General features: G+C 50.9%; 21 protein-coding genes and 2 pseudogenes. 12 read left to right on the forward strand and 11 right to left on the reverse strand.

Features of this window, described 5'->3' with window-relative positions; translation table 11 throughout:
- Positions 1-12: 12 nt before the first annotated feature.
- From AC0V6O_RS04880 to AC0V6O_RS04890, 3 genes are read right to left on the reverse strand one after another with little or no spacing between them, the layout of a single operon-like run.
- Complete coding sequence (locus AC0V6O_RS04880; protein ID WP_486142030.1) at positions 13-498, reverse strand: styrene oxide isomerase; 486 nt, start codon at positions 496-498, stop codon at positions 13-15.
- A gap of 23 nt (positions 499-521) precedes the next feature.
- Positions 522-854: a 2Fe-2S iron-sulfur cluster-binding protein gene (locus AC0V6O_RS04885; protein WP_486145505.1), complete on the reverse strand. Its 333-nt coding sequence runs from the start codon at positions 852-854 to the stop codon at positions 522-524.
- 25 nt (positions 855-879) lie between these two features.
- Positions 880-1,530 (reverse strand): OmpW/AlkL family protein, encoded by a 651-nt coding sequence (locus AC0V6O_RS04890; RefSeq protein ID WP_486142032.1) that lies wholly within the window; start codon positions 1,528-1,530, stop codon positions 880-882.
- A gap of 278 nt (positions 1,531-1,808) precedes the next feature.
- Here AC0V6O_RS04890 and AC0V6O_RS04895 point away from each other — a divergent pair, with 278 nt between their 5' ends.
- The 3 genes from AC0V6O_RS04895 to AC0V6O_RS04905 are packed head-to-tail and all read left to right on the forward strand — an operon-like array spanning position 1,809 to position 4,721.
- Positions 1,809-3,416 (forward strand): class I adenylate-forming enzyme family protein, encoded by a 1,608-nt coding sequence (locus AC0V6O_RS04895; RefSeq protein WP_486142034.1) that lies wholly within the window; start codon positions 1,809-1,811, stop codon positions 3,414-3,416.
- Positions 3,416-4,108: a glutathione binding-like protein gene (locus AC0V6O_RS04900; RefSeq protein WP_486142036.1), complete on the forward strand. Its 693-nt coding sequence runs from the start codon at positions 3,416-3,418 to the stop codon at positions 4,106-4,108. The genes AC0V6O_RS04895 and AC0V6O_RS04900 overlap by 1 nt, the downstream gene beginning before the upstream one ends.
- A 1-nt stretch (position 4,109) precedes the next feature.
- On the forward strand, positions 4,110-4,721 hold the full coding sequence (locus tag AC0V6O_RS04905; RefSeq protein WP_486145507.1) for a DsbA family protein: 612 nt from the start codon (positions 4,110-4,112) through the stop codon (positions 4,719-4,721).
- On the opposite strand, the gene AC0V6O_RS04910 is transcribed toward AC0V6O_RS04905, so the two are convergent.
- Positions 4,635-4,943, reverse strand: coding sequence for a hypothetical protein (locus AC0V6O_RS04910; RefSeq protein WP_486145509.1), 309 nt, complete (start codon positions 4,941-4,943; stop codon positions 4,635-4,637). The genes AC0V6O_RS04905 and AC0V6O_RS04910 overlap by 87 nt on opposite strands.
- A 29-nt stretch (positions 4,944-4,972) precedes the next feature.
- On the reverse strand, positions 4,973-5,134 hold the full coding sequence (locus AC0V6O_RS04915; RefSeq protein WP_486142038.1) for a DDE-type integrase/transposase/recombinase: 162 nt from the start codon (positions 5,132-5,134) through the stop codon (positions 4,973-4,975).
- A 697-nt stretch (positions 5,135-5,831) separates the two neighbouring features.
- Here AC0V6O_RS04915 and AC0V6O_RS04920 point away from each other — a divergent pair.
- Positions 5,832-6,845 (forward strand): DUF6923 family protein, encoded by a 1,014-nt coding sequence (locus AC0V6O_RS04920; protein ID WP_486142040.1) that lies wholly within the window; start codon positions 5,832-5,834, stop codon positions 6,843-6,845.
- Positions 6,842-7,564, forward strand: a complete 723-nt coding sequence (locus AC0V6O_RS04925; RefSeq protein ID WP_486142042.1) for an IS6 family transposase — start codon at positions 6,842-6,844, stop codon at positions 7,562-7,564. The genes AC0V6O_RS04920 and AC0V6O_RS04925 overlap by 4 nt, the downstream gene beginning before the upstream one ends.
- A 203-nt stretch (positions 7,565-7,767) precedes the next feature.
- Here AC0V6O_RS04925 and AC0V6O_RS04930 read toward each other — a convergent pair whose 3' ends face one another.
- Both AC0V6O_RS04930 and AC0V6O_RS04935 read right to left on the reverse strand, forming a co-directional pair.
- Positions 7,768-8,070 (reverse strand): HigA family addiction module antitoxin, encoded by a 303-nt coding sequence (locus AC0V6O_RS04930; RefSeq protein ID WP_486142044.1) that lies wholly within the window; start codon positions 8,068-8,070, stop codon positions 7,768-7,770.
- Positions 8,070-8,351 carry a type II toxin-antitoxin system RelE/ParE family toxin gene (locus AC0V6O_RS04935; protein ID WP_486142046.1) on the reverse strand — a complete coding sequence of 94 codons (282 nt, stop codon included), beginning with the start codon at positions 8,349-8,351 and terminating at the stop codon, positions 8,070-8,072. The genes AC0V6O_RS04930 and AC0V6O_RS04935 overlap by 1 nt, the downstream gene beginning before the upstream one ends.
- A gap of 136 nt (positions 8,352-8,487) precedes the next feature.
- Between AC0V6O_RS04935 and AC0V6O_RS04940 the strand changes: the two are divergent.
- Positions 8,488-9,211, forward strand: a pseudogene (locus AC0V6O_RS04940) (IS6 family transposase).
- Positions 9,212-9,353: 142 nt separating this feature from the next.
- Positions 9,354-10,013 carry an IS6 family transposase gene (locus AC0V6O_RS04945; protein ID WP_486142048.1) on the forward strand — a complete coding sequence of 220 codons (660 nt, stop codon included), beginning with the start codon at positions 9,354-9,356 and terminating at the stop codon, positions 10,011-10,013.
- A gap of 264 nt (positions 10,014-10,277) precedes the next feature.
- On the opposite strand, the gene AC0V6O_RS04950 is transcribed toward AC0V6O_RS04945, so the two are convergent.
- Both AC0V6O_RS04950 and AC0V6O_RS04955 read right to left on the reverse strand, forming a co-directional pair.
- A complete protein-coding gene (locus tag AC0V6O_RS04950; RefSeq protein WP_486142050.1) occupies positions 10,278-11,033 on the reverse strand; it encodes a helix-turn-helix transcriptional regulator in 756 nt (251 codons plus the stop codon).
- A gap of 501 nt (positions 11,034-11,534) precedes the next feature.
- Positions 11,535-12,353: a hypothetical protein gene (locus AC0V6O_RS04955; RefSeq protein ID WP_486142052.1), complete on the reverse strand. Its 819-nt coding sequence runs from the start codon at positions 12,351-12,353 to the stop codon at positions 11,535-11,537.
- 105 nt (positions 12,354-12,458) lie between these two features.
- On the opposite strand from AC0V6O_RS04955, the gene AC0V6O_RS04960 reads away from it, so the two are divergent.
- Positions 12,459-12,635, forward strand: coding sequence for a hypothetical protein (locus AC0V6O_RS04960; RefSeq protein ID WP_486142054.1), 177 nt, complete (start codon positions 12,459-12,461; stop codon positions 12,633-12,635).
- Positions 12,636-13,435: 800 nt separating this feature from the next.
- On the opposite strand, the gene AC0V6O_RS04965 is transcribed toward AC0V6O_RS04960, so the two are convergent.
- On the reverse strand, positions 13,436-13,978 hold the full coding sequence (locus AC0V6O_RS04965; protein WP_486142056.1) for a hypothetical protein: 543 nt from the start codon (positions 13,976-13,978) through the stop codon (positions 13,436-13,438).
- Positions 13,979-14,393: 415 nt separating this feature from the next.
- On the opposite strand from AC0V6O_RS04965, the gene AC0V6O_RS04970 reads away from it, so the two are divergent.
- The 3 genes and pseudogenes from AC0V6O_RS04970 to AC0V6O_RS04980 all read left to right on the forward strand — a co-directional run bounded on the left by AC0V6O_RS04970 (position 14,394) and on the right by AC0V6O_RS04980 (position 16,700).
- Positions 14,394-14,822 (forward strand): hypothetical protein, encoded by a 429-nt coding sequence (locus tag AC0V6O_RS04970; protein ID WP_486142058.1) that lies wholly within the window; start codon positions 14,394-14,396, stop codon positions 14,820-14,822.
- Positions 14,823-14,856: 34 nt separating this feature from the next.
- Complete coding sequence (locus AC0V6O_RS04975) at positions 14,857-15,882, forward strand: tetratricopeptide repeat protein (RefSeq protein ID WP_486142060.1); 1,026 nt, start codon at positions 14,857-14,859, stop codon at positions 15,880-15,882.
- 174 nt (positions 15,883-16,056) lie between these two features.
- A pseudogene (locus AC0V6O_RS04980) lies at positions 16,057-16,700 on the forward strand (IS6 family transposase).
- 92 nt (positions 16,701-16,792) lie between these two features.
- Here the strand turns inward: AC0V6O_RS04980 and AC0V6O_RS04985 are convergent.
- Positions 16,793-17,791: an AraC family transcriptional regulator gene (locus AC0V6O_RS04985; protein WP_486142062.1), complete on the reverse strand. Its 999-nt coding sequence runs from the start codon at positions 17,789-17,791 to the stop codon at positions 16,793-16,795.
- A 287-nt stretch (positions 17,792-18,078) separates the two neighbouring features.
- Between AC0V6O_RS04985 and AC0V6O_RS04990 the strand changes: the two genes are divergently transcribed.
- Positions 18,079-19,650 (forward strand): GEVED domain-containing protein, encoded by a 1,572-nt coding sequence (locus tag AC0V6O_RS04990; RefSeq protein WP_486142064.1) that lies wholly within the window; start codon positions 18,079-18,081, stop codon positions 19,648-19,650.
- Positions 19,651-19,656: the final 6 nt, after the last annotated feature.

A 19,656-nucleotide genomic window follows, 5' to 3' on the forward strand; every position in this document is an offset into this window, starting at 1 on the left:
GGTTTCTATGTTTTAGTCATCTCGGCCGACGACACCTCTAAATATCACAATTACGATTACCATGAGCACGAAAGCAAAAACGAAAGCCGGACCGAAAGCCACAACGCCCGCCCAATTGCCTTCACCAACCGGGTTGTCGCTCAGCGAAAGTCCGCGGTTGGGCGCGAGAATACCAAAGATGTAGAACGCTGCGTTACCCCAAACTGTCGCAATCGTGCCGTAGCAGATGAACTTGCGCGCCTTGTTGGTCAGTTCAAGCTTTACCATCAGTAGCGCAAACAAGATCGCCATCAGTCCATTCATAATGTTCCCGACATGCACCGCGCGCCATTGCGCCGGTGTGCCCGGTATCTGATAATCAATCATAATCGGGACGGGCGATAGTGAGATAACGCCGAGCACGCTGAACAGCAGACCGAAGCCGCCAATCAGCCCTAGCAGGCAGACGACGAGGCCGTTCTTGATCATGAGGGCCTGATACCGCGTTAACATATCCATTTCTCCCGATTTGCCTGATTGGTTCAGCCTTCGATGACGACCGCCTTTAGCCCATGCAATGCAGATGCAAGTCTGATCTGGCACGACAATCGAGCGCACTCAATATTGGGGGCTGCCACAAAACCCAGCATATCCTGCTCCACCTCATCGATAGGTGGAATCCTGTCACACCATTCCCGATCAACGGATATCTGGCAGGTGCCGCACGATGCCTCGCCGCCGCAAAGTCCCTGAACACCCTCGACGCCTGCATCTTTGGCAAGGTCTTTAAGGGTTTGCCCCTCCTCACCGACGAGTTCGTGTACCTGCCCGTCTATGCCGATCAGCGTGATCTCTACGGTTGCTCGCTCGGAAATTTTCTCTCTCCGCCGGTTTGTCTGTTTAGAACTTCTTGCCGACCGTCACCGCAAATATGAACGGATTGATTTTGACATTGTTGATCGGGATATCGCCAATATTGGTGGTACTGACTGTTACATCTGTATCTGCGTCTACATACCATGCAGAGGCATTGAGCAGCCAACCATCAGCAACCTCGATATCAGCGCCGACCTGCAACGCTATGCCAATGGAATCGTCAACATTTACAGTCGATGGGCCGGCCGCACTTGCATTGAGGGCATCACTGGCTTCCCCGTCGAAAAACAAGGTGTAGTTCAAGCCCACCCCTACATAGGGTTGAAACTTCGATTCTGGCTTTAGTGGGAAATACTGGACCGAAACGATCTCCGGCAGATATTTGCTCGAGCCGATTTCGGGACTTCCTGTCGCCAATGGGACGCCGCCCTCCAGCTCGGCATTCACGGTGAAGGGCAGTGCAAGGATCGCTTCGATGCCAATATGATCCGCCACCATATAGGTGAAGGTGACGCCCGGCTGAGTGTCGCTTGACAGGGAGCTAACGCGTGAATCCGGCAGTGGAGGCGCCGCGACCACAATCGGATCACTGGTTTCGCTACTCGGTTCGACATGCGCCACGCCGACGCGCACGATCAGATCGCCAGCTTCATGGGCAGACACCGAGACAGGCATAGCCAAACAGGTGCCGACAACCGCAAATATTGCAAAGTTCCACATAGTCTTCCCCTCCGGTTTTGGCGCAACCGTTCTCGGCACGCTCTTTAGTTGGCTCTTTCATTGTGCTGTTTTCGAACTGTGCGCCCCATCCCAAAGTATGGGTCGAGTTCTCGTCCTGCCAAACACGGTCTCGCAGTTTTTCGATCGCGACTGCGCGCTATTACAGAACAGCACTGGTCAATACGATGTCTCTTGACTAGCACACTTGTCCGGACAAATTTCAGGAGCGCACAATGACGCAAAAGCTTCGACATATCGCGGAACTTGTATCCGATCGACTTGCCGATAATCCGGACTTTCCGGTACTCACGTTTATCGACATCGGCGCGAACGGCGATTTAATCGATGAAACTCTCGACTTTAAGACGCTTTATGACAACGCCTCGCGTCTGGCCGCGTGGATACAAAAAAGCGGCATCCAACCCGGGCAACGGATCACATTCATGCTCCAGAATCATCCGGAATTCGTCGAAGCTATGGTGGCGGCGGCTCTCACCGGAACGATCTTTGTCCCTCTCGACCCACGCAGCAGGGGCGAGAAACTCGCCTACATGATCAATTCGGTCGAGAGCCCGCTCATCATTGCTGGCGAATACGCTCTTGATGCGCTGGCACAAGTGTCTGGAGCGCTTGATCTTCGGCCTGATATTCTGGTGATTGACGCAAGTATCCAAGAATGCACCAAGCTGGGCGACCGCCACGGACTTGCAATCCAATCATATGCCGAATGCTTGGCAGAGATCGATCCTGCCGCCGTGCGTTCCGCGGTCATAGACCCTGACGCGGCCATGTTCATGATGTTCACATCGGGCACGACTGGCCTGCCAAAGGCGGTTCAAAGAAGCCATTCGTCTTATATGCGCGGATATCGCGGGCTCGAGGCACTGGGAGTACAGCCACAAGATACGATCTACACGGGTCTGCCCCTTTGCCATATCAACGCGCAAGCCACGCTGATGATGGCCTTGTCGATGCCGCAGCGAGGGGTCTTCAGTCGTCGGTTCACTAAAAGCCGCCTATGGGACGTATGCCGCAAATATGATTGCAACGTCTTCACTTTGCTGGGTGGGATGATCCCGGAAACCTTTTCCGTTCCAGCCAGCAGCAATGATGCGGACAACCCTGTCAGGCTGGTGATCACATCAGGTATGCCGGCGGAATTATGGAACAAGTTTCGTACCCGCTTCAACGTGGAGATCAGCGAAGTCTATGGCAGCACCGAAGGCGGCGGCACGCTCATTAACGCCATGGGGGCTGGGCCGATTGGCTCGATTGGCCAAACCTTTCCCGGTCAGGTTGCCGCAGTACTCGATGAAAATGACGTTGAATGTCCGCCTGGTAAACCGGGAGAAATCTGCTTTCGGCCAGAGCATGGCGCCCCGGAAGCCGTCACGTATTTTCGAAACAGCGACGCCAGCCACAAGAAGGTTCATAGCGGCTGGTACCGCAGCGGCGATATCGGACACATGGACAAAGATGGATGGTTTTACTTCCACTACCGTAGCGGTGGAGGCATTCGCAGGAATGGTGATTTTGTAAACCCGGCGTCAGTCGAGGGAGTTCTCGTCCAGCATCCCCACGTTCTCGATGCTTATGTGTATGGATTTGCGAGCGAGGACACGGTGGCAGGAGAAAAGAAAGTTGTCGCCGCGCTCGTTATGGATGATGCGGGAACACTTGAGAATGTGCAGCGCTGGTGCCTTGAGCGGCTCCAGAAAAATGAAGTGCCTGAAATTTGGCAACCCCTTCCCACTATCCCAAAAACAGTTTCGGAAAAGCCGATTGAGAGAGAGTGTATTCGCCTGTTGCAGGAAGCCAGTAATATTGAGGAGATTGCTTGATGATTGACCTCTATTTCGCACCAACCCCAAATGGTTGGAAAATCTCTGTCATGTTGGAGGAATGCGGGCTGCCTTATTCGGTTCGCGGTGTGCATATCGGGAAAGGAGAACAGTTCTCCGAAGAATTCCTGGCGATCAGTCCGAACAACAAGATTCCCGCCATTGTCGATACTGATCCATCCGATAGCGGTGAGCTGGTTTCAGTGTTCGAGACGGGGGCTATCTTGGTCTATCTGGCGGAGAAGACGGGGCAGTTTTTGCCAACATCTACGCTAGAACGAAAATCGGCGCTTGAATGGCTTTTCTGGCAAGTGAGCGGATTAGGGCCTTCGATGGGTCAGCACGGACATTTCAAGCTCTACGCGCCTGATCCGATCGACTATGCGATCTCTCGTTATCGGCGAGAGGTCGAGCGCCTGTTTGGCGTGCTGGACAGGCGTCTAGCGGATCACGAGTTTCTTGCCGGTCAGCACTATTCTATTGCCGATATGGCCTGTTTCCCATGGGTTCAGACCTATAAGGCACAAGGCATCGATTTGCCGGGTTATGAAAATACCTTTCGCTGGTATGAAACACTAAAGCAACGCCCTGCGCTGAGGCGCGGAATGGCCGTGGGCCGCGAACAGATCAATCGCCGACCCCAGGACGACCCGGATGCGAATAAGATCCTTTTTGGCAATGAAAGGGCGTAAAATGGCTGTTAGGATCGAATTCTTCTACGACCTTTCTTCGCCATGGACGCGCTTGGCGTTTCACAACATGCAGGCGATGCTGGATCAGACGGGCGCGTCGATAAAGTGGCGCCCATTTCTTGTTGGCGGCGTCTTCAACGCGGTCAATGATGCAGTCTACAAGGGCCGAAACAATCCTGACGATCCCAAGGTGCGCCATGTCTATCAATGGCTCAAACAATGGGCGGATCTAGCAGGTGTGCCGATGAATTTTCCGTCGGAACACCATCCGATCAAGTCAGTGCTGGCAATGCGGGTTTGCTGTGCGCTGGAAGACGATCAGGAAAAGCTTGCCAGCTTCAGCGAGAGTGCATTCGATGCTTATTTCCGCGAACAGAAGAATATTGATGACCCTGCCATTCTAGAGCAAATCGCCGATGAGTGCGGGATTGATGGAGGCGAGCTGTTGACGCAGGCTACAGAGCAGCGAACAAAGGATCGTCTGCGCAGCAACACCGAGGAAGCAATAAAACGCGGTGCGTTCGGTTCACCAACTATCTTCGTGGATACTAAATACCTCTATTTTGGCAACGACCAACTGCCGTTGGTTCGACAGAGGCTTTTGGGCAGTTAGCCCTTTGGGGGTCTTGTAAGTCTGTCTGTCGATAAGGTGGCGTTCGGTGTTGGAATGGCTGTGGACGTTGGCGTGAATGGAAGCAAACTTCTGCAGTGTCCAGGTTTGCCTAGAACGCTGCCTCACCCGTTCTCTCCGTCGAAACGGTAAGTGTGAGTTTCCCGTCCCGTTGTTCTTCCAGCTCCCAATCTCGCGGCGTTCGAGATGGCTCAGTCCGTGCATCGCTGATGGATAGGACTTGAGACTATCGGTCACGATCGTTTCAGCTTCTCCTTATCGTCCAATACCTTCTTTTTGAAATGCAAAGCTGCTGTTTTGTTGCGCTTCTTAATAACATAGCTTTCGAGCACTTCGCCTTCATACTCGACCGCTCGCCACAGATAATGCGTCTCACCGCTTATCCTCACGAACATCTCATCGAGTTTGCAGCCCCAATGACAGAAGCCTCGCATGCGATTGATCTGCTGACGCTTAGCGTCGCCAGAAAACAGTGGGCCGAAGCGGCTCTACCCTAGCCTCACGGTCTCAACCGCCGATCAGGTGGTTTTACTTTAACGATCCCTGTCCACTCTCATCACTTCGATCCGTATAGAGTATGGTCAGCTCAACAAGATAACCTCTATCCCGGTTACAATACTGATTTCGATTTTACATAATTTAACAATTTCGAAATTTTATCTTAACACACAATACAATAGAACCTTCAATTCATTTTGGGGGGATTTATTGTGATCGCCAAAATCACACGTCGTGGGCAGGTCCATTATTACCATCTTAGATCGACCCTGAACTTTTACTTTTCAGAAACATCTGCATTTCCACTTAATGCACACAAGATGCTGGAATCGTGAAATTTATATATATCTTCATGCAGGACTATCCGAGTAAATTATTCTGATTCTCACACTAACTAATAATTCTCTTCATTATCAATTTTAGGGGGGTCAACAAAGGTCAGTGTTCAGATTATATTTATAATTCATATTTAGTTGAATAGTGAATTTTTATATTTTTCTTCTAATGTAGAAGTTTAAAAATAAATTGCCTCACAAGATTTTTAAATTTTAGATGTAGAGTAAAATTTAATTAATTTAGGATTGGTTGCTAACAATGAAAAAGCTAAAGCAAAAAATCATTCGCCGAAAATTATTGATTAAAAATCTAGTTTTCGCCGCTTCTGCCATTGGCTGTGCCAATTCTGCGCATGCGCAATCCACACTTCCAACATTCGCATGTGATAATTCACTTTATGAAGTGATATCGGGGCAATTGGCTGTCTACAACTTTCCCGCACGCGATTATACTTTTATCGGGGCGGCATCCCCGGCCTATAACGGGTTGGGATACAACGCCAATGACAATTACCTTTATGGCTTTGTCCAAGAGGCCGGCCCATTGGAAGGGCATCTCATACGCGTCGGCAGCAATGGCGCTATCGAATCTGTGGCTGATGTAGGCATAACTGTGCCGCGTGGTACCTTTGACAGCACAAACCGGCTTTTCATTTCTGGTAATTCAACCAGATTGAATTTTATTGATGTGACGACCCAGACTACTGGCAATATCACATTTACGACCCCTCCGGGCGCAACGCCGGCGGCGGGAAACACATTAGACTATGCCTATCTGCGGTCTGCTGGTCAGGATCTGATCATTGGCGCCCGTGATGGCAGTCTATCTATATACAATCTCACAACTTCGGAGGCAGAGGCGGTCGCAGTTCCGGGTTTGCCGTTGGACGGTTTTGGGGCAGCTTGGGGGCTGGCGGATGGGCGGCTGTATATCAGTCAAAACTCCACCGGCGATCTCTATATAATTGATGATCCGACTGGCACGCCAAGCATTGCCGGGATTCTTGCGGCGACACGTTCTAGCCAACATGATGGTGCGGCTTGTTTCCTTTCAACTGACCCCAATTTTCTCACACCAGAGGCAGATCTCTCAATCACCAAAACCAACACACCGGGTGTCAATGGCAATATCGATCAAGCAGATGACCCTGTCATTACCGGTGCCAATACAACTTACACATTAACTGTGACTCATAATGGGATCGATCCTGCTTTTGGTCTTGTCAGACTAACGTGGCAGGCGAGGGTTGGGGCTGCTAACCAGTTGCGATGAAGCGTAAATCTAGAGCTAAACCACCAAGTCCATTTTATCGTTTCAACTCATCGCCCGAGGTTATTCGGCTGGTTGTGCTGATGTACGTACGTTTTCCGTTGAGTTTGCGGAATGTGGAAGATCTTCTGGTTCAGCACGGGATCGATATCTCTCATGAAACGGTGAGGTTTTGGTGGAACCGGTTTGGGCCGCTGTTTGCAGCGGACATTAAAAGGCAGCGGATCAACCGTATGCGAGGTTTCCGCCATTGGCGCTGGCATCTCGATGAAATGTTCGTCAAGATAAACGGCGAGACGCATTATCTGTGGCGAGCCGTGGATCATGAAGGCGAAGTTCTAGAGAGCTATGTCACTAAGAAACGAGATAAATCAGCCGCTTTGAAGTTCATCCACAAAGCGTTGAAGCGATACGGAAAAGCTGAAACTATCGTCACCGATGGTCTCAAATCCTACCCCGCAGCTATGCGTGAACTGGGCAATCTCGACCGCCGCGAGATGGGACGTTGGAAGAACAACAGAGCAGAAAACTCGCACTTACCGTTTCGACGACGAGAGCGAATTATGCAACGTTTCCGGCAGACAAAAACACTGCAGAAGTTCTCTTCCATCCACGCCAACGTCCACAACCATTTCAACGCTCAACGCCACTTGATCGATAGACAAACTTACAAGGACTGCCGCTCGGCTGCGCTAGCCGAGTGGCAAAATCTCGCTGCCTGAAGTGAGGCTGGGGTAGGGCGCTTTTTGCCAATCAGAGACGAGTTCGCTTTAGTCTGACAGCACCGACCCGGGCGATGAGTTGAAACGATGAAATGGACTTGGTGGTTTAGCTCTCGATTTGCGGCTCATACCCCGCTTCTAACTACGCGCGCCCTCGCCTGCCACGTTAGTCTGACAAGACCTTAGTCCGACAAGACCCCCCCTCAGGCAGGCTCTGGAATTCGCTCAACTTCGACAGGATCACCAACCAACTCTAGTTGAGCAAGGTCGTAGGAGCTTTGCATCCTAAGCATAGTAGAGGCGCTAACTCCGAAGGCCTTCTCAAATCTTCGGGCCATATCGGGGGTAAGTGCGGCCTTCCCATTGAGTAACCTGCTCATATTGGGTCTAGCGATTCCTAGATGCGCGGCCGTCTCCTGAATAGTGAGTCCATACGGCTCGACAAAGTTTCGCTTCAGCCACGATCCGGGGTGAACGCGGATAGAGGGATTAATCTTGATAGCCATCAGTGGTAGTCCTCTAAGTCGAGATTGCCGATGGTAGTTTCGTCAATCTTAGTAAATGTCAGCCGCCAGTTTTTAGTGACGGTCATTGCGAACTCACCCTTTCGGTTTCCCTTGAGGGCATGAAAGCCAAAGTTAGGTGGAACGGTAAGCTCACTCAAATTTTCGGCTGCATCGATGAATTCAACCATATCGAGAACTCTGCCGGCTTCGATCACACCACGAGCATCGCCAGTTTCAAGAAACCTACGGAGCTTCTTGTGTTTGACGTTCTCAATTTCCATAAGGTATGTATTGTCATACATTACACGTAATGTCAAGCAATACGCCAGTCGGTCTGGCAGCGATCAGTCTGCTTTGTCGCAAGGGTCTTGTCAGACTAACGTGGCAGGCGAGGGTTGGGGCTGCTAACCAGTTGCGATGAAGCGCAAATCGAGAGCCAAGCCGCCTAGTCCATTTCGGTATTTCAACTCTTCGCCTGAGGTGATCTCGCCTTGTCGTGATGATGTACGTGCGTTTTCCACTGAGCTTGCGGAACGTCGAAGATTTGCTCTTCGAACGCGGGGTCGACATTTGCCATGAGACGGTGCGGTTCTGGTGGAACCGTTTTGGGCCGCTGTTTGCGGCAGACATCAAGCGCTAGCGGATCAGTCGGATGCGCAGCTTTAGACATTGGCGCTGGCACCTCGATGAAATGTTTGTGAAGATTAATGGCGAAACTCACTACCTCTGGCGGGCGGTGGATCAAGAAGGCGAAGTTCTCGAGAGCTATGTCACCAAGAAACGCGACAAATCTGCGGCTCTGCGTTTCTTCAAGAAGACGTCGAAGCATCATTGGAGTCCGTTCGAGATCGTCACCGATGGTCTCAAATCTTACCCATCAGCGATGCGCGAGATGGGCATCGAAGATCGGCGCGAAGTGGGAAGGTGGCTGAACAATCGAGCGGAGAATTCGCACTTGCCGTTACGGCGAAGAGAGCGGGTAATGCAGAGGTTTCGGAGGATGAAATCCCTGCAAAAGTTCGTTTCAGTTCACGCCAACGCTCAAAACCATTTCAACATCGACCGACATCTCACCGACAGACAGACTTACAAGACCAACCGCTCGATCGCACTGGCTGAGTGGCAAGACCTCATGGCCTGAAGAGCGGCGAGCGTAGGGTGCTTCGCGTCTAGCGGAGACGAGTTCGCGTTAGACTGACAGCACCGCCACCTAGTCCTGCCCGGGTCTTGTCAGACTAACTGTACCCGATTGACGGATTTTGATGTGCGGGTAGGTCGGTTTGATGCCCAGACGCCGCACACCATCCAGTCCATTCAAGCGTTTCAACTCGTCACCCGAGGTAATCAGGCTTGTGGTGATGATGTATTTGCGTTTTCCGCTGAGCTTGCGGAACGTTGAGGATTTGCTGTTCGAGCGTGGGATCGACATTTGCCATGAGACGGTGCGTTTCTGGTGGAACAGGTTTGGTCCCATGTTTTCTGCCGACATCAAGCGCCAACGTATCAGTCGGATGAGAGGGTTCAGGCAGTGGCGCTGGCAACTCGATGAGATGTTTGTAAAGATCAACGGTGAGACGCACTACCTATGGCGAGCGGTCGATCAAGAAGGCGAAGTTCTCGAAAGCTACGTTACCAAGAAGCGAGATAAATCAGCTGCTTTGAGGTTTTTCAAGAAGGCGCTGAAACGGCATGGAAGCCCATCTGAGGTAGTTACAGATGGGCTCAAATCCTACCGATCAGCGATGCGTGAACTTGGTATCGAAGACCGACGCGAGATGGGTAGGTGGCTCAACAATCGAGTGGAGAACTCCCACTTGCCTCTGCGACGAAGAGAACGTGTCATGCAGCGATTTCGTAGAATGAAATCCCTGCAGAAATTCGCCTCCGTCCATGCAAACGTCCACAACCAGTTCAACTCCGACCGCCATCTCACCGATAGATAGACTTACAAGACCAACCGCACAGCCGCACTGGCTGAGTGGCAAAACCTCATGGCTTGAGAAGCGGCGAGGGTAGGGCGCTCCTTGCCAATCGGAGACGAGTTCGCGTTAGACTGACAGCACCGCATCAGCGTACGTCGTGACAAATTCAACATATGGACTCCATCAGTATCTAAGGTGTCCTTTGATAATCTGCCCACGCATGGGTGACTTGTCCGTTTCGCGGAAAAGCTTGCCGAATTCGCGGATACTTGATTTTGGGACGCTCTAGACTTGATCGCGCTTCAAGTCTCTCCGGTACTCGGACGGTGTCACACCTTCGCTGTGTTTAAACGCGCGGTTGAATGGCGACAGCGATTTGAAGCCGCAGTCCATCGCAATCGTGAGGATTGGAAGATGCTCCATATCTGGGTCTTCGAAGCACTTTTTGACCGCTGCAATTCGACATGCGTTTATGAAGACGCTGAAGTTCTGGTGACCGAGGGTTTGATTGATGAAGGCGCGCAGCCGATGCTGCGTAACACCCAATTGCTTTGCCAGGCTGACAATCGTCAAGTCGGGGTTTTTGAAATACTCTTCTTCGCCCATCAATGCCTCAAGCTGCATTGCTAGATCTTGATCTTGCGAGCTTGGACTTAATGAGCGGTCTGATACTGTTTGAAAGTTGAAAGCCGCTTTGTCTGCCTCAAGGAGCCAGTAGCATGCCCATACTATTGCAGGCCAAATCGTCGCTATCCAAATTGTCGGCCGTGGAGGATAGGTCGAATTGATCAAAACAGCTTCAACCAGAGCAGCGCTGAGCGCAACAAAGGCTATGACAAGCACAAAATAGAGACAAGCGCGGCGGCGATTCTCGAGCAAATCATCCGCACGCCCCCGCAAGGCCGTAAGGACTAAGTGCCCCATCAGAAGCAGCGAGAAGAATTCCGATAGATAGATGAAACGCAGCGGCTCCGTCGTGATCAGATTGAACTCATGCAACCTTACGATCAGGATCGGCACGCAGTAGACGCATGCGACCATCAAATGGACAGGGCGCAATGCAAAGCTCGATTGGAAGAGAGACAGGGCAAAAAGCCAAACGAAGACCAAGTGAGGAACATCAAGAAATCGCAACTATCACATGCAAGGCCTCAGGCAGCTTTAGCTGGTCTATTGTGAGGCCCAAAACGCAGCCGCGACTGTGAGGCACGCCATGAACAGATACGGAGCACCAGGCCAACTGCGTAAGTCTCGAATTGTGAATGTAGCCAGCAAGAGCAGAAGGCCAACGCCCGTAAATCGTATGAATGCATCAACGAGGATCATTGTAGGTATCAGTGGTCAGGCAATTGAGGAGCGTCGTGGATGAGCTGCTGCCAGCGTTGCCTTGTCCTTTAGAGGTGCTTTTGGCGTCCGACTTGCCGCGAAGTAAGCTCAGTGATGGCCTCAATCCGCTTCCTTCCATCAGGTTGTAGCCAGATAATTGCTAGCGCCCCATAGCATCAGTCCGAGTCGTAAATGCTGATCAGATCTTTCCAGCTCTTATCCACTTGCCGGCCTCCCCCAATTTTTAACGCAGTTGAAGAGTTCAAGTTTGAGGTTTTGTGACTGAGAGTATTCGTCACACGCGCTGAAGCTGGCGAACGCGATATTGACCATTTCATCGAAATAGGACGGAATTTCCTTGCTCTCGTCGCATTCATCACTTGATCTGCGCCAAAACTCGTCATTTTGGTTTGATGCCTCGACATAATACTCGTCGAAAGAGCAAAATCTAGGACTCGGAATAAAGTCTGGATCAGGATCCAAGATTGGTTCCGCTATTTGCGGTAGGATGGCTGCATCCAGAGCAATCAATTCGTTCCATTTATCTAACGACGTAGTACCGGTCATGGTTTTGGAGATGTAACCGCCAGAGGTGCCTTCTGACTTGCGCCATTGGCGGGTCTTCGCGCCTACTCGCACGATACGTTTCACGTAATCCACCTTTATCTCAATTGAAATCCGGCTAGATTTCCTCTCATTCTCTCTCCTTACATAAGTTCCGCGCCGAACGCTTCGCTCATGCCAATCGAGTTCTGAAAGCGATCCATAACCCGCCCAATCATCGGGAAATGTCCGATCATTTTCTGGATCCGCAGCCGATAGAGGGCTTGAGACGGCTAAAGCCCAAATGACAAAAAGGGTGCGAACCAAAGACAAGAGCATACCTTTGAAGTATGAGGAATCAGGGTCTGTAAGATCGACGGTACTTCGCGAAAATTGAAGCGAAAGTGCTGCTTGTACAACTGGATGGCCTAAGCGAAATTGAAAGTCAAAAGCTTGATCGTAACATTCTCCGCCCGCTGAGCGAAGGCACATGAGTTATCGCAAAGTTTTGAGGAAGATGGGCAATGCTCATCCGTCGTACCCTCACCGCCTCATTCCGCAACAGGTGCAGTTAGTCTGACAACACCGTCCTGTGAGATGCCGTGGGAGGAGCTACGTGATAGTGAGCGCGCCAACCTGACTATCCAGAACACGATGCGTCGGATTGTCGAGAACTACCTAGTTGTGCTCGGCGGCCTGCGCCCGGACGATATTGTTGCGAAGTTCGAAGGCCGCGAGCGCAGATTTGCCGTTCCCTTTTTCCTGGCCTCATGATCGATCCCATACTGTGCATGATGAAATCTATCTCGCCGCAGATGACAACGCCGTGCAACAATACTTAGGTGTGTTGTCAGACTAACTGCACCTGTTGCGGAATGAGGGTAGGGCGCGTTCATGCCCAGACGTTGCAAACCAGACAGTCCATTCAAACGCTGGCGGTGGCATCATGAATGACTCGGCGCCGTAAGTTGAACCGACTCGCTTTAGCCTTCGAGGCTCCATGTGGAGGCAGGTTCAGCGTGGAGCTTTTCAATCTAGCGCAGCGCTGGACCTGCCCTAGCGTAAGGTAACAGGCTGGCGCCCGGACCCATCGCTCCGCGATGGGCATTCAGTATCGCCTTCCAACAATTACCTAGCTTGCTGATGCGGATGTCGAGGGTCGAGGCCGGAACTTGGCGGTGCTCATTGCTGACTCACGTACCACCCTCAAGCGCGCTTGGGAGATCGGCTAAGCCTTCCACGTAAGCAAAAAGGGACGCAACCGTAGCAGCGGTGCGTCCCTTGGTGATACTATAGCAACCTCTAGTGCGCTTGTAAGCTAGTGAGAACGAGCGCAATGTGCAATGGGATCCTCAGCAAGCTGGCAGTTCTGACCCACATCCGTTATTTAGAGCAACTAGACTCGGTCACTTCGGCCGGAAGTGGTCCGCACACTCTTCAGCTTACCAGTGCCAAAGCAGACCTTCTGCTAACGGCCCAACTCCTGACTGCTAGGAACGACTGCATTTGGGGGTGAAAGCGGACATAATCAGGATCTACTCGGATTTCCTCAATTAGGAGGCTTTGGTGCTACGCTAGTTTGGCTTTTTTCGTGCTTCCACCATCGCCGAAAAGCCACGGTCAACGGACGCAATGGGCTTTGGCGTTTTCCGCACCCGGTCCTCCTGCTCAACCCTTAGACCACCAAATAAAGCCGGAATGTTGTCGAAAGCTTCGAAGAAGATTTGCACACCTTCAGGTTCGTTCGGCAGAAGTGTATAAACTCTGCGGTCCTCGCAGCTAACTACGAGGTAACAGTTCCCAACCAAAGATGCTATTGGAGCACAGTCTTGTCCGTATTGCCTGACGATTTGAAGCGCGTACCCAAAGCTATTTGGACCATCACCTGGGCCGAAGATCAGGTCTAAAGCAAGGGTGCCTTCCTCAGTTTCGAGACCTGATTTTTCCTTCGGCGAGAACTTGACAGAGCGATCAAAGACGATTGGTCCAAGGTAGTCGTTCCAAACCTCCTTCATTTCCGGTGGGGCATTTGGTGTCTCGGTAAACCATTGAGAGAACGACTCTTCGCTTATCGGTGAGCCAAGTGTCCTAGCTTGTAGCTTCGATAGAAGTGTCATCAGTCAATCCAAAAACTCAAAATCCTCAGCGAAAGCCCATTCGTGAATGTTAAAGCGCAAGGTGCTCGGGATCAACCAAGGCAGTCAGCGGAATATATGAAGCAGGTAGTATTCCGCCCAAAATGGACTCCCGAAACTGGGTCGGCAACAGACCGCCCGTTTTCAGCCACAGTTTCAGCCAAGCAGACAGGCCGCTCATAGGTGGTAACAGCGATACCAAGGTTGTCGGCTCTTGGGAGTGGAGGCGAACGACAAGGATGCCCATTAGAATTGCAAAGTTCAGCCCGCGTAAAGGTTTCGCTAGTCACCTCAAGTAGGCGGTATGCCCCAGATTGTTTCGTTCGTAACAGAAACGCTCGCACTTTTTTCGTTGTAGGAGAGTGGCGAAACCAATTCTTGCGTAGGAGACGTCTTGATGAAGGTGCTTATTTTGGCAAAGTGCTTTGCGCTCGCAATTCTCATCTCTCCGGTGGCAGCGAATGCTTGTCGAGGCCAGGGGCACGAGACACTGGTTTATGCCAGCCAGGCGCCAATCACAAAGCTACCGGAAGGGGCAAAACAATATCTGGTTGAGATACTGCCTGCGACCGAAACCCGTGATCGCTATAGACCCGCGCTTTTGCAAGTCTTTCAACCAGACGAGCCACGCTCTGGCGACAACCCTTTGACCTTACAAATGCCTAATGGCCCCTCGTCTTGCCAACAGATCAAACCCTTGCCTGAAAAGGGGCGGTTTTACGTTGCGGGCTACGCAGTGAATATTGCAGGTGGGGAGCCCAATCGGTTGTTGGGCAACATTCATATCAAGTTGGCTCTGTTGCAAAAACGCGAAGGATGGGATTGATTTTGGGTGAAAGATCCATTGCGAACCAAGAGGAATGACATTGAGAATTGAAAAACTACTGCCCGCTTTTGCATGTGCGCTCGCCCTAGCAACGCCAACACAAGCGCAAGATCAATCTCTCGCGCCATCCGCACCCAATCTGACAGCAGAGCAGCAGCTTGAGAAGTTCGTCGCCGATTGTGACAACGGCGATATGGCCGCCTGCAACAATGCGGGTGCTGCCTACGGTAAAGGTGTCGGCGCTGATGTTAGCTCTTATCATGCGCAGCAATATTACCAGAAAGCGTGCTTTGGAGACCTTGGATTGGCATGCATGAACCTTGGCCTCATGTATCTCAACCCGCCACGGCCAATGGGTAGAGACGAAGAAAAGGCCAATGGGTTTATTGCTAAAGGCTGCGAGCTTGGGAACAGCAAAGCTTGTGCGAATTATGCCGCTCTTCTGAGGGCAGGTGCCGGAAGCGAGAAAGACCTTCCCAAAGCCCGCGAGCTATCGAGTCGAGCATGCGATGCGAAGGAGTCTGTTGCTTGTGAGACATTTGGTCTTATGGCTCTGAATGGTGAAGGGGGAGACAAAGATCCAAGTGGAGCAGCGCGTGCCTTTGATGCGGCATGCGAAAGCAAAGTGGGCCAGTCTTGCAACAACCTGGCCGTGATGGCGGCACGAGGTATCGGTATGGATGCCAACCCCAAGATTGCCTTGGCGCTGTTTGGTGAGAGCTGCAATTTGGGCTTCGCCAATGGGTGCAAAAACTATGCAATCACTGCTCACGAGAATGGTGACCTTTCGCAAGTGTATGATTCAAGCGGTGGTCGGATGCTGCTGTTTGGGGAAGCCCTTGCGGAAAATGGCCATCAACAAGAATCCTTCGAGATTTTTCAAATCGCTTGCGAGAGGAATTCTGGCAAAGCGTGCTATTATTCCGGGCTCAGCTACTTGAACGGCCTTCATGGCCAGACAGATCGCGCCAAAGCTAGGGAACTTTTTGAAAAGGCATGCAGCAAGGAAGAATTGTTGGGCTGCGCCAATGCTGAAAAAATGAGAAGGGGGACGTTGTAATGAAGCATCATTTGAGTGCTGAATCACTATTTCAATGCATGGTCTTGTCAGACTAACGTGGCAGGCGAGGGTTGAGGCTGCTAACCGTTTGCGATGAAGCGCAAATCGAGAGCTAAACCATCCAGCCCATTTCGTAGTTTCAACTCATCACCCGAGGTCATTCGGCTTGTGGTGATGATGTACGTGCGTTTTCCTTTGAGCTTGCGGAACGTGGAAGACCTGCTCTTCGAACGCGGGATCGATATTTGCCACGAGACTGTTCGCTTCTGGTGGAACCGTTTTGGTCCGATGTTTGCAGCCGATATCAAACGCCAGCGGATCAATCGAATGCGCGGCTTTGGCCAGTGGCGTTGGCACCTCGATGAAATGTTTGTGAAGATCAATGGTGAGACCCACTACCTCTGGCGGGCGGTGGATCATGAGGGCTAAGTTCTCGAGAGCTACGTGACGAAGAAACGAGATAAATCAGCGGCTTTGAAGTTCTTCAAGAAAGCACTGAAACAGCATGGCAGTCCTGTCGAAGTCGTGACAGATGGCCTAAAGTCCTATCTATCCGTAATGCGCGAACTTGGCATCGAAGATCGCCGCGAAATGGGAAGATGGAAGAACAATCGAGTTGAGAACTCGCACCTACCACTGCGAAGACGGGAACGTGTGATGCAGCGGTTTCGGTGAATGAAGAGCTTACAGAAATTCGCCTCAGTTCACGCCAACGTCCACAATCACTTCAATTCCGACCGCCACCTAAAACCGATAGAAATACCTATAAAGCGAACCGTTCAGCCGCCCTGGCTGAGTGGCAAAACGTCATGGCCTGAAGAACAGCGAGGGTAGGGCGCTTTTCGTCTAGCGGAGACGAGTTCGCGTTAGACTGACAGCACCCTTCCAGTAACTGCGTTCCGTCAATTGTTTAGTTTCTGGCTGTCATGCAAGAGACTTGCCTACCCATTTTCCGATATTTCAAGGGTGTCACATCAAACCAACGTTTGAATGCAGCAATAAAAGGTCTTTCAGATGAATAGTCGAGCAACAAGGCAAGCCGTGCTATTGATATGTCAGATTCAGCGAGCAATCGAGCGGCAGACCCTTTGCGAGCTTCTTCGAGGATGACTGAGAAGTTTGTACCTTCATCCACCAATAATCGCTGCAATTTCTTGGGACTTATCTCCAGCGATTTAGCGATTGTATTTAGGTCGCTGCAACCCGACCCAAAAAATGTTGGTATGAGTGCGGTGACTGTGTCGGTCATAGATCTACCACTAAATGAGGACTGCCGTAGGCACGACCAAGTGTAACCACTCAATAACGGGTTGACCAAAGTTTGCAGGATGTGGCTGCCTGTAGTGAGGCATTCGCGGCTCGCGACGATTCTATTTTTGTCCGCATTGAATGCTATCTCGCAATCCAGATAATTGAAATAGGGAGACATGTCTTCCGGCGGTGAGTGTTGGAAATCGATCCGCTTCACTTGAAATTTCGGAAGAAATTTCCGTCCCAATAGAACTGATGATGAAACCATCGCATTGCACATCTGCTTACATGGCACCGATTGAGGATGAAAATTAAGCTCGCAAATCAATTCATCATTTTGATGGTCATTGATGTAACGGTAATTCACACCATTGGTGTGAATTTTCTGATATTCAATCATTGCTTTGAATGCATGATCAACATCGAGCGACTGCATTAAAATGAGAACCGTTGGTCCACTGTTGAGCCAACTATCCTCGACATCAGCTCCGATCTTCAATCCTAAACAGGGGTCTTCCATCAAGTTGGCAGTGGTCTCGTAAAACGAACACACGGCATTCCAATCAAGATAATCAGCGTTATTCGGCCTTTCAGGAATACCGAATTCTCGCATTAAGCGATCTGGTGAACCACCTAATCTGCGAATTGTATCTGCCACACCGACTACACCTATAGCCCGTATTTTTAGATTTTCATCTCTCACATCGCACGACCCCGACTAACCAAGAATGGGATTCTTTTATCTTCCTATTCGGTATTCCGTGCGACGAATTGCTGCGCACTTCTAGAATTCAAATGACATTTCTAAATTTTGTAACCCAGTATTTATACTGGGGTCATAATCTTTATGAATCAAGATTTTACAAAATAAAAACTCATATTTCAGGACGAAAGTATATCGCATATTAACCAACAAATATTCACTCAATCATAGAACTGATCTCGTTGCAAAGAAGCAAGTATCAATTGCTTTCTAGAAAATGGGTCGGTCAAATGAACGAATACGGAAAATCTCTACCAAGTGTTCTGATTGGTAGTGCGGTACTAGGCTTGGTCTGCGCTGGTATTGGTGCCACGCCGTTGACGTCGTCAGCATATGCTCAGAACATCTCAACACTTGCACCGCCTGCACCTGCGCAACGCTGCATAGCGAACTGGTTCCGTTGGCAAACAACGGCACGACAATTCAACACGTCAAGAAATGCCGTCAATCCAACTGCGCACTCTTTCGTTAGGCGCGCAACTAATCTTGGCGCAAATACGTGGTACCATCCAACGCGAACACGTAACAGCCAACAATTAGCTATTAGCGCTCTAACGGAGCCTGGAGAAGGCAATGCCAACAGAGGTGAGATTTTTTACGGCATTAAGCGGTTTGAACTTGAACCGGGCACAAATACAATCTTACCAATTCGTGATCCGGGTTTGTTCGAGGGTCATGTATTTGCAGCCTTCAACAGTGCGGGCGATCAGATTTCTCGTTACCCGACTGTAGCGCAAAACAGTAATGGCATTCAGTACATAACCAGTTTTAATAATGGTGGTGGACGGCAGAATCAGAATAATGATCTAAGACGGCAAGCTAGCTGGTCAGACAACGGTTTCGTTGTACCTGTGCCGGCAGATGGCCTTGTATTTGTCCATTACATTATGATCGATGAACTATCTGGTTCTCGGACTGCATTTCAATATTGCCCGCAAGATTTTTCAGATGCTCCTGGAAGCTATGGGATTGCCCGGCACAACTATGATTTAGCGCTCACGATTGGATCAGTGAAGGACGTAGACCGCGTCGACCTGGCCAATGGAACAGCGTCTGGCGATGATGTGGATGGAGACGGCGATTCCGATGAGGATGGCATCAGCGCCTTCCCAGCTTTGAGCGTCAACAACACAAGTTACTCACTTGATTCAGAGGTGAGAAATACAGGAACAGTTGCAGCAAGACTTCACGGTTGGGTCGACTTTGACCGAAGCGGTACATTCGATGCTGATGAATACACATCGGTGGCAGTTCCGGCTGGGTCGTCAGGGGCGGTGTCCCTAAACTGGCCTAGCGCGCCTGGCATATCAGCTGGCAATAGCTTTGTACGCCTGCGCCTAACCACGGCTAGCTTAGCCGGAGGTAATGCGAGCGGCACGGCAGTTGACGGCGAAGTTGAAGACTATCTGTTGCGCATTGCGCCGACGGTCGCGGACCTTGCGATCACAAAGACCAACACGCCTGGGGCGAATGGCAACATTGATCAAGCGAATGACGGCGTCATTCGCGGATCCAGCACCGCCTACACCATCACAGTAACGAACAACGGGCCTGATCCAATCACGGGGGCCGTTGTTACGGACACCCCGGGCGCAGGGATCACATGTGTTGGCACAGACGCAGTAACAATCACGGGAGCTGGAGTGCCTTTGGGTGCTTTCTCAGTCGGAGACCTGACTGGTCTGGGAATTACTTTGGGAACTCTAAACGATGGCCAATCTGCCATCCTGAATTTCTCATGTGGGGTGAACTAAAATGAA

The sequence above is a fragment of the Erythrobacter sp. JB2-19 genome, from assembly GCF_057365005.1.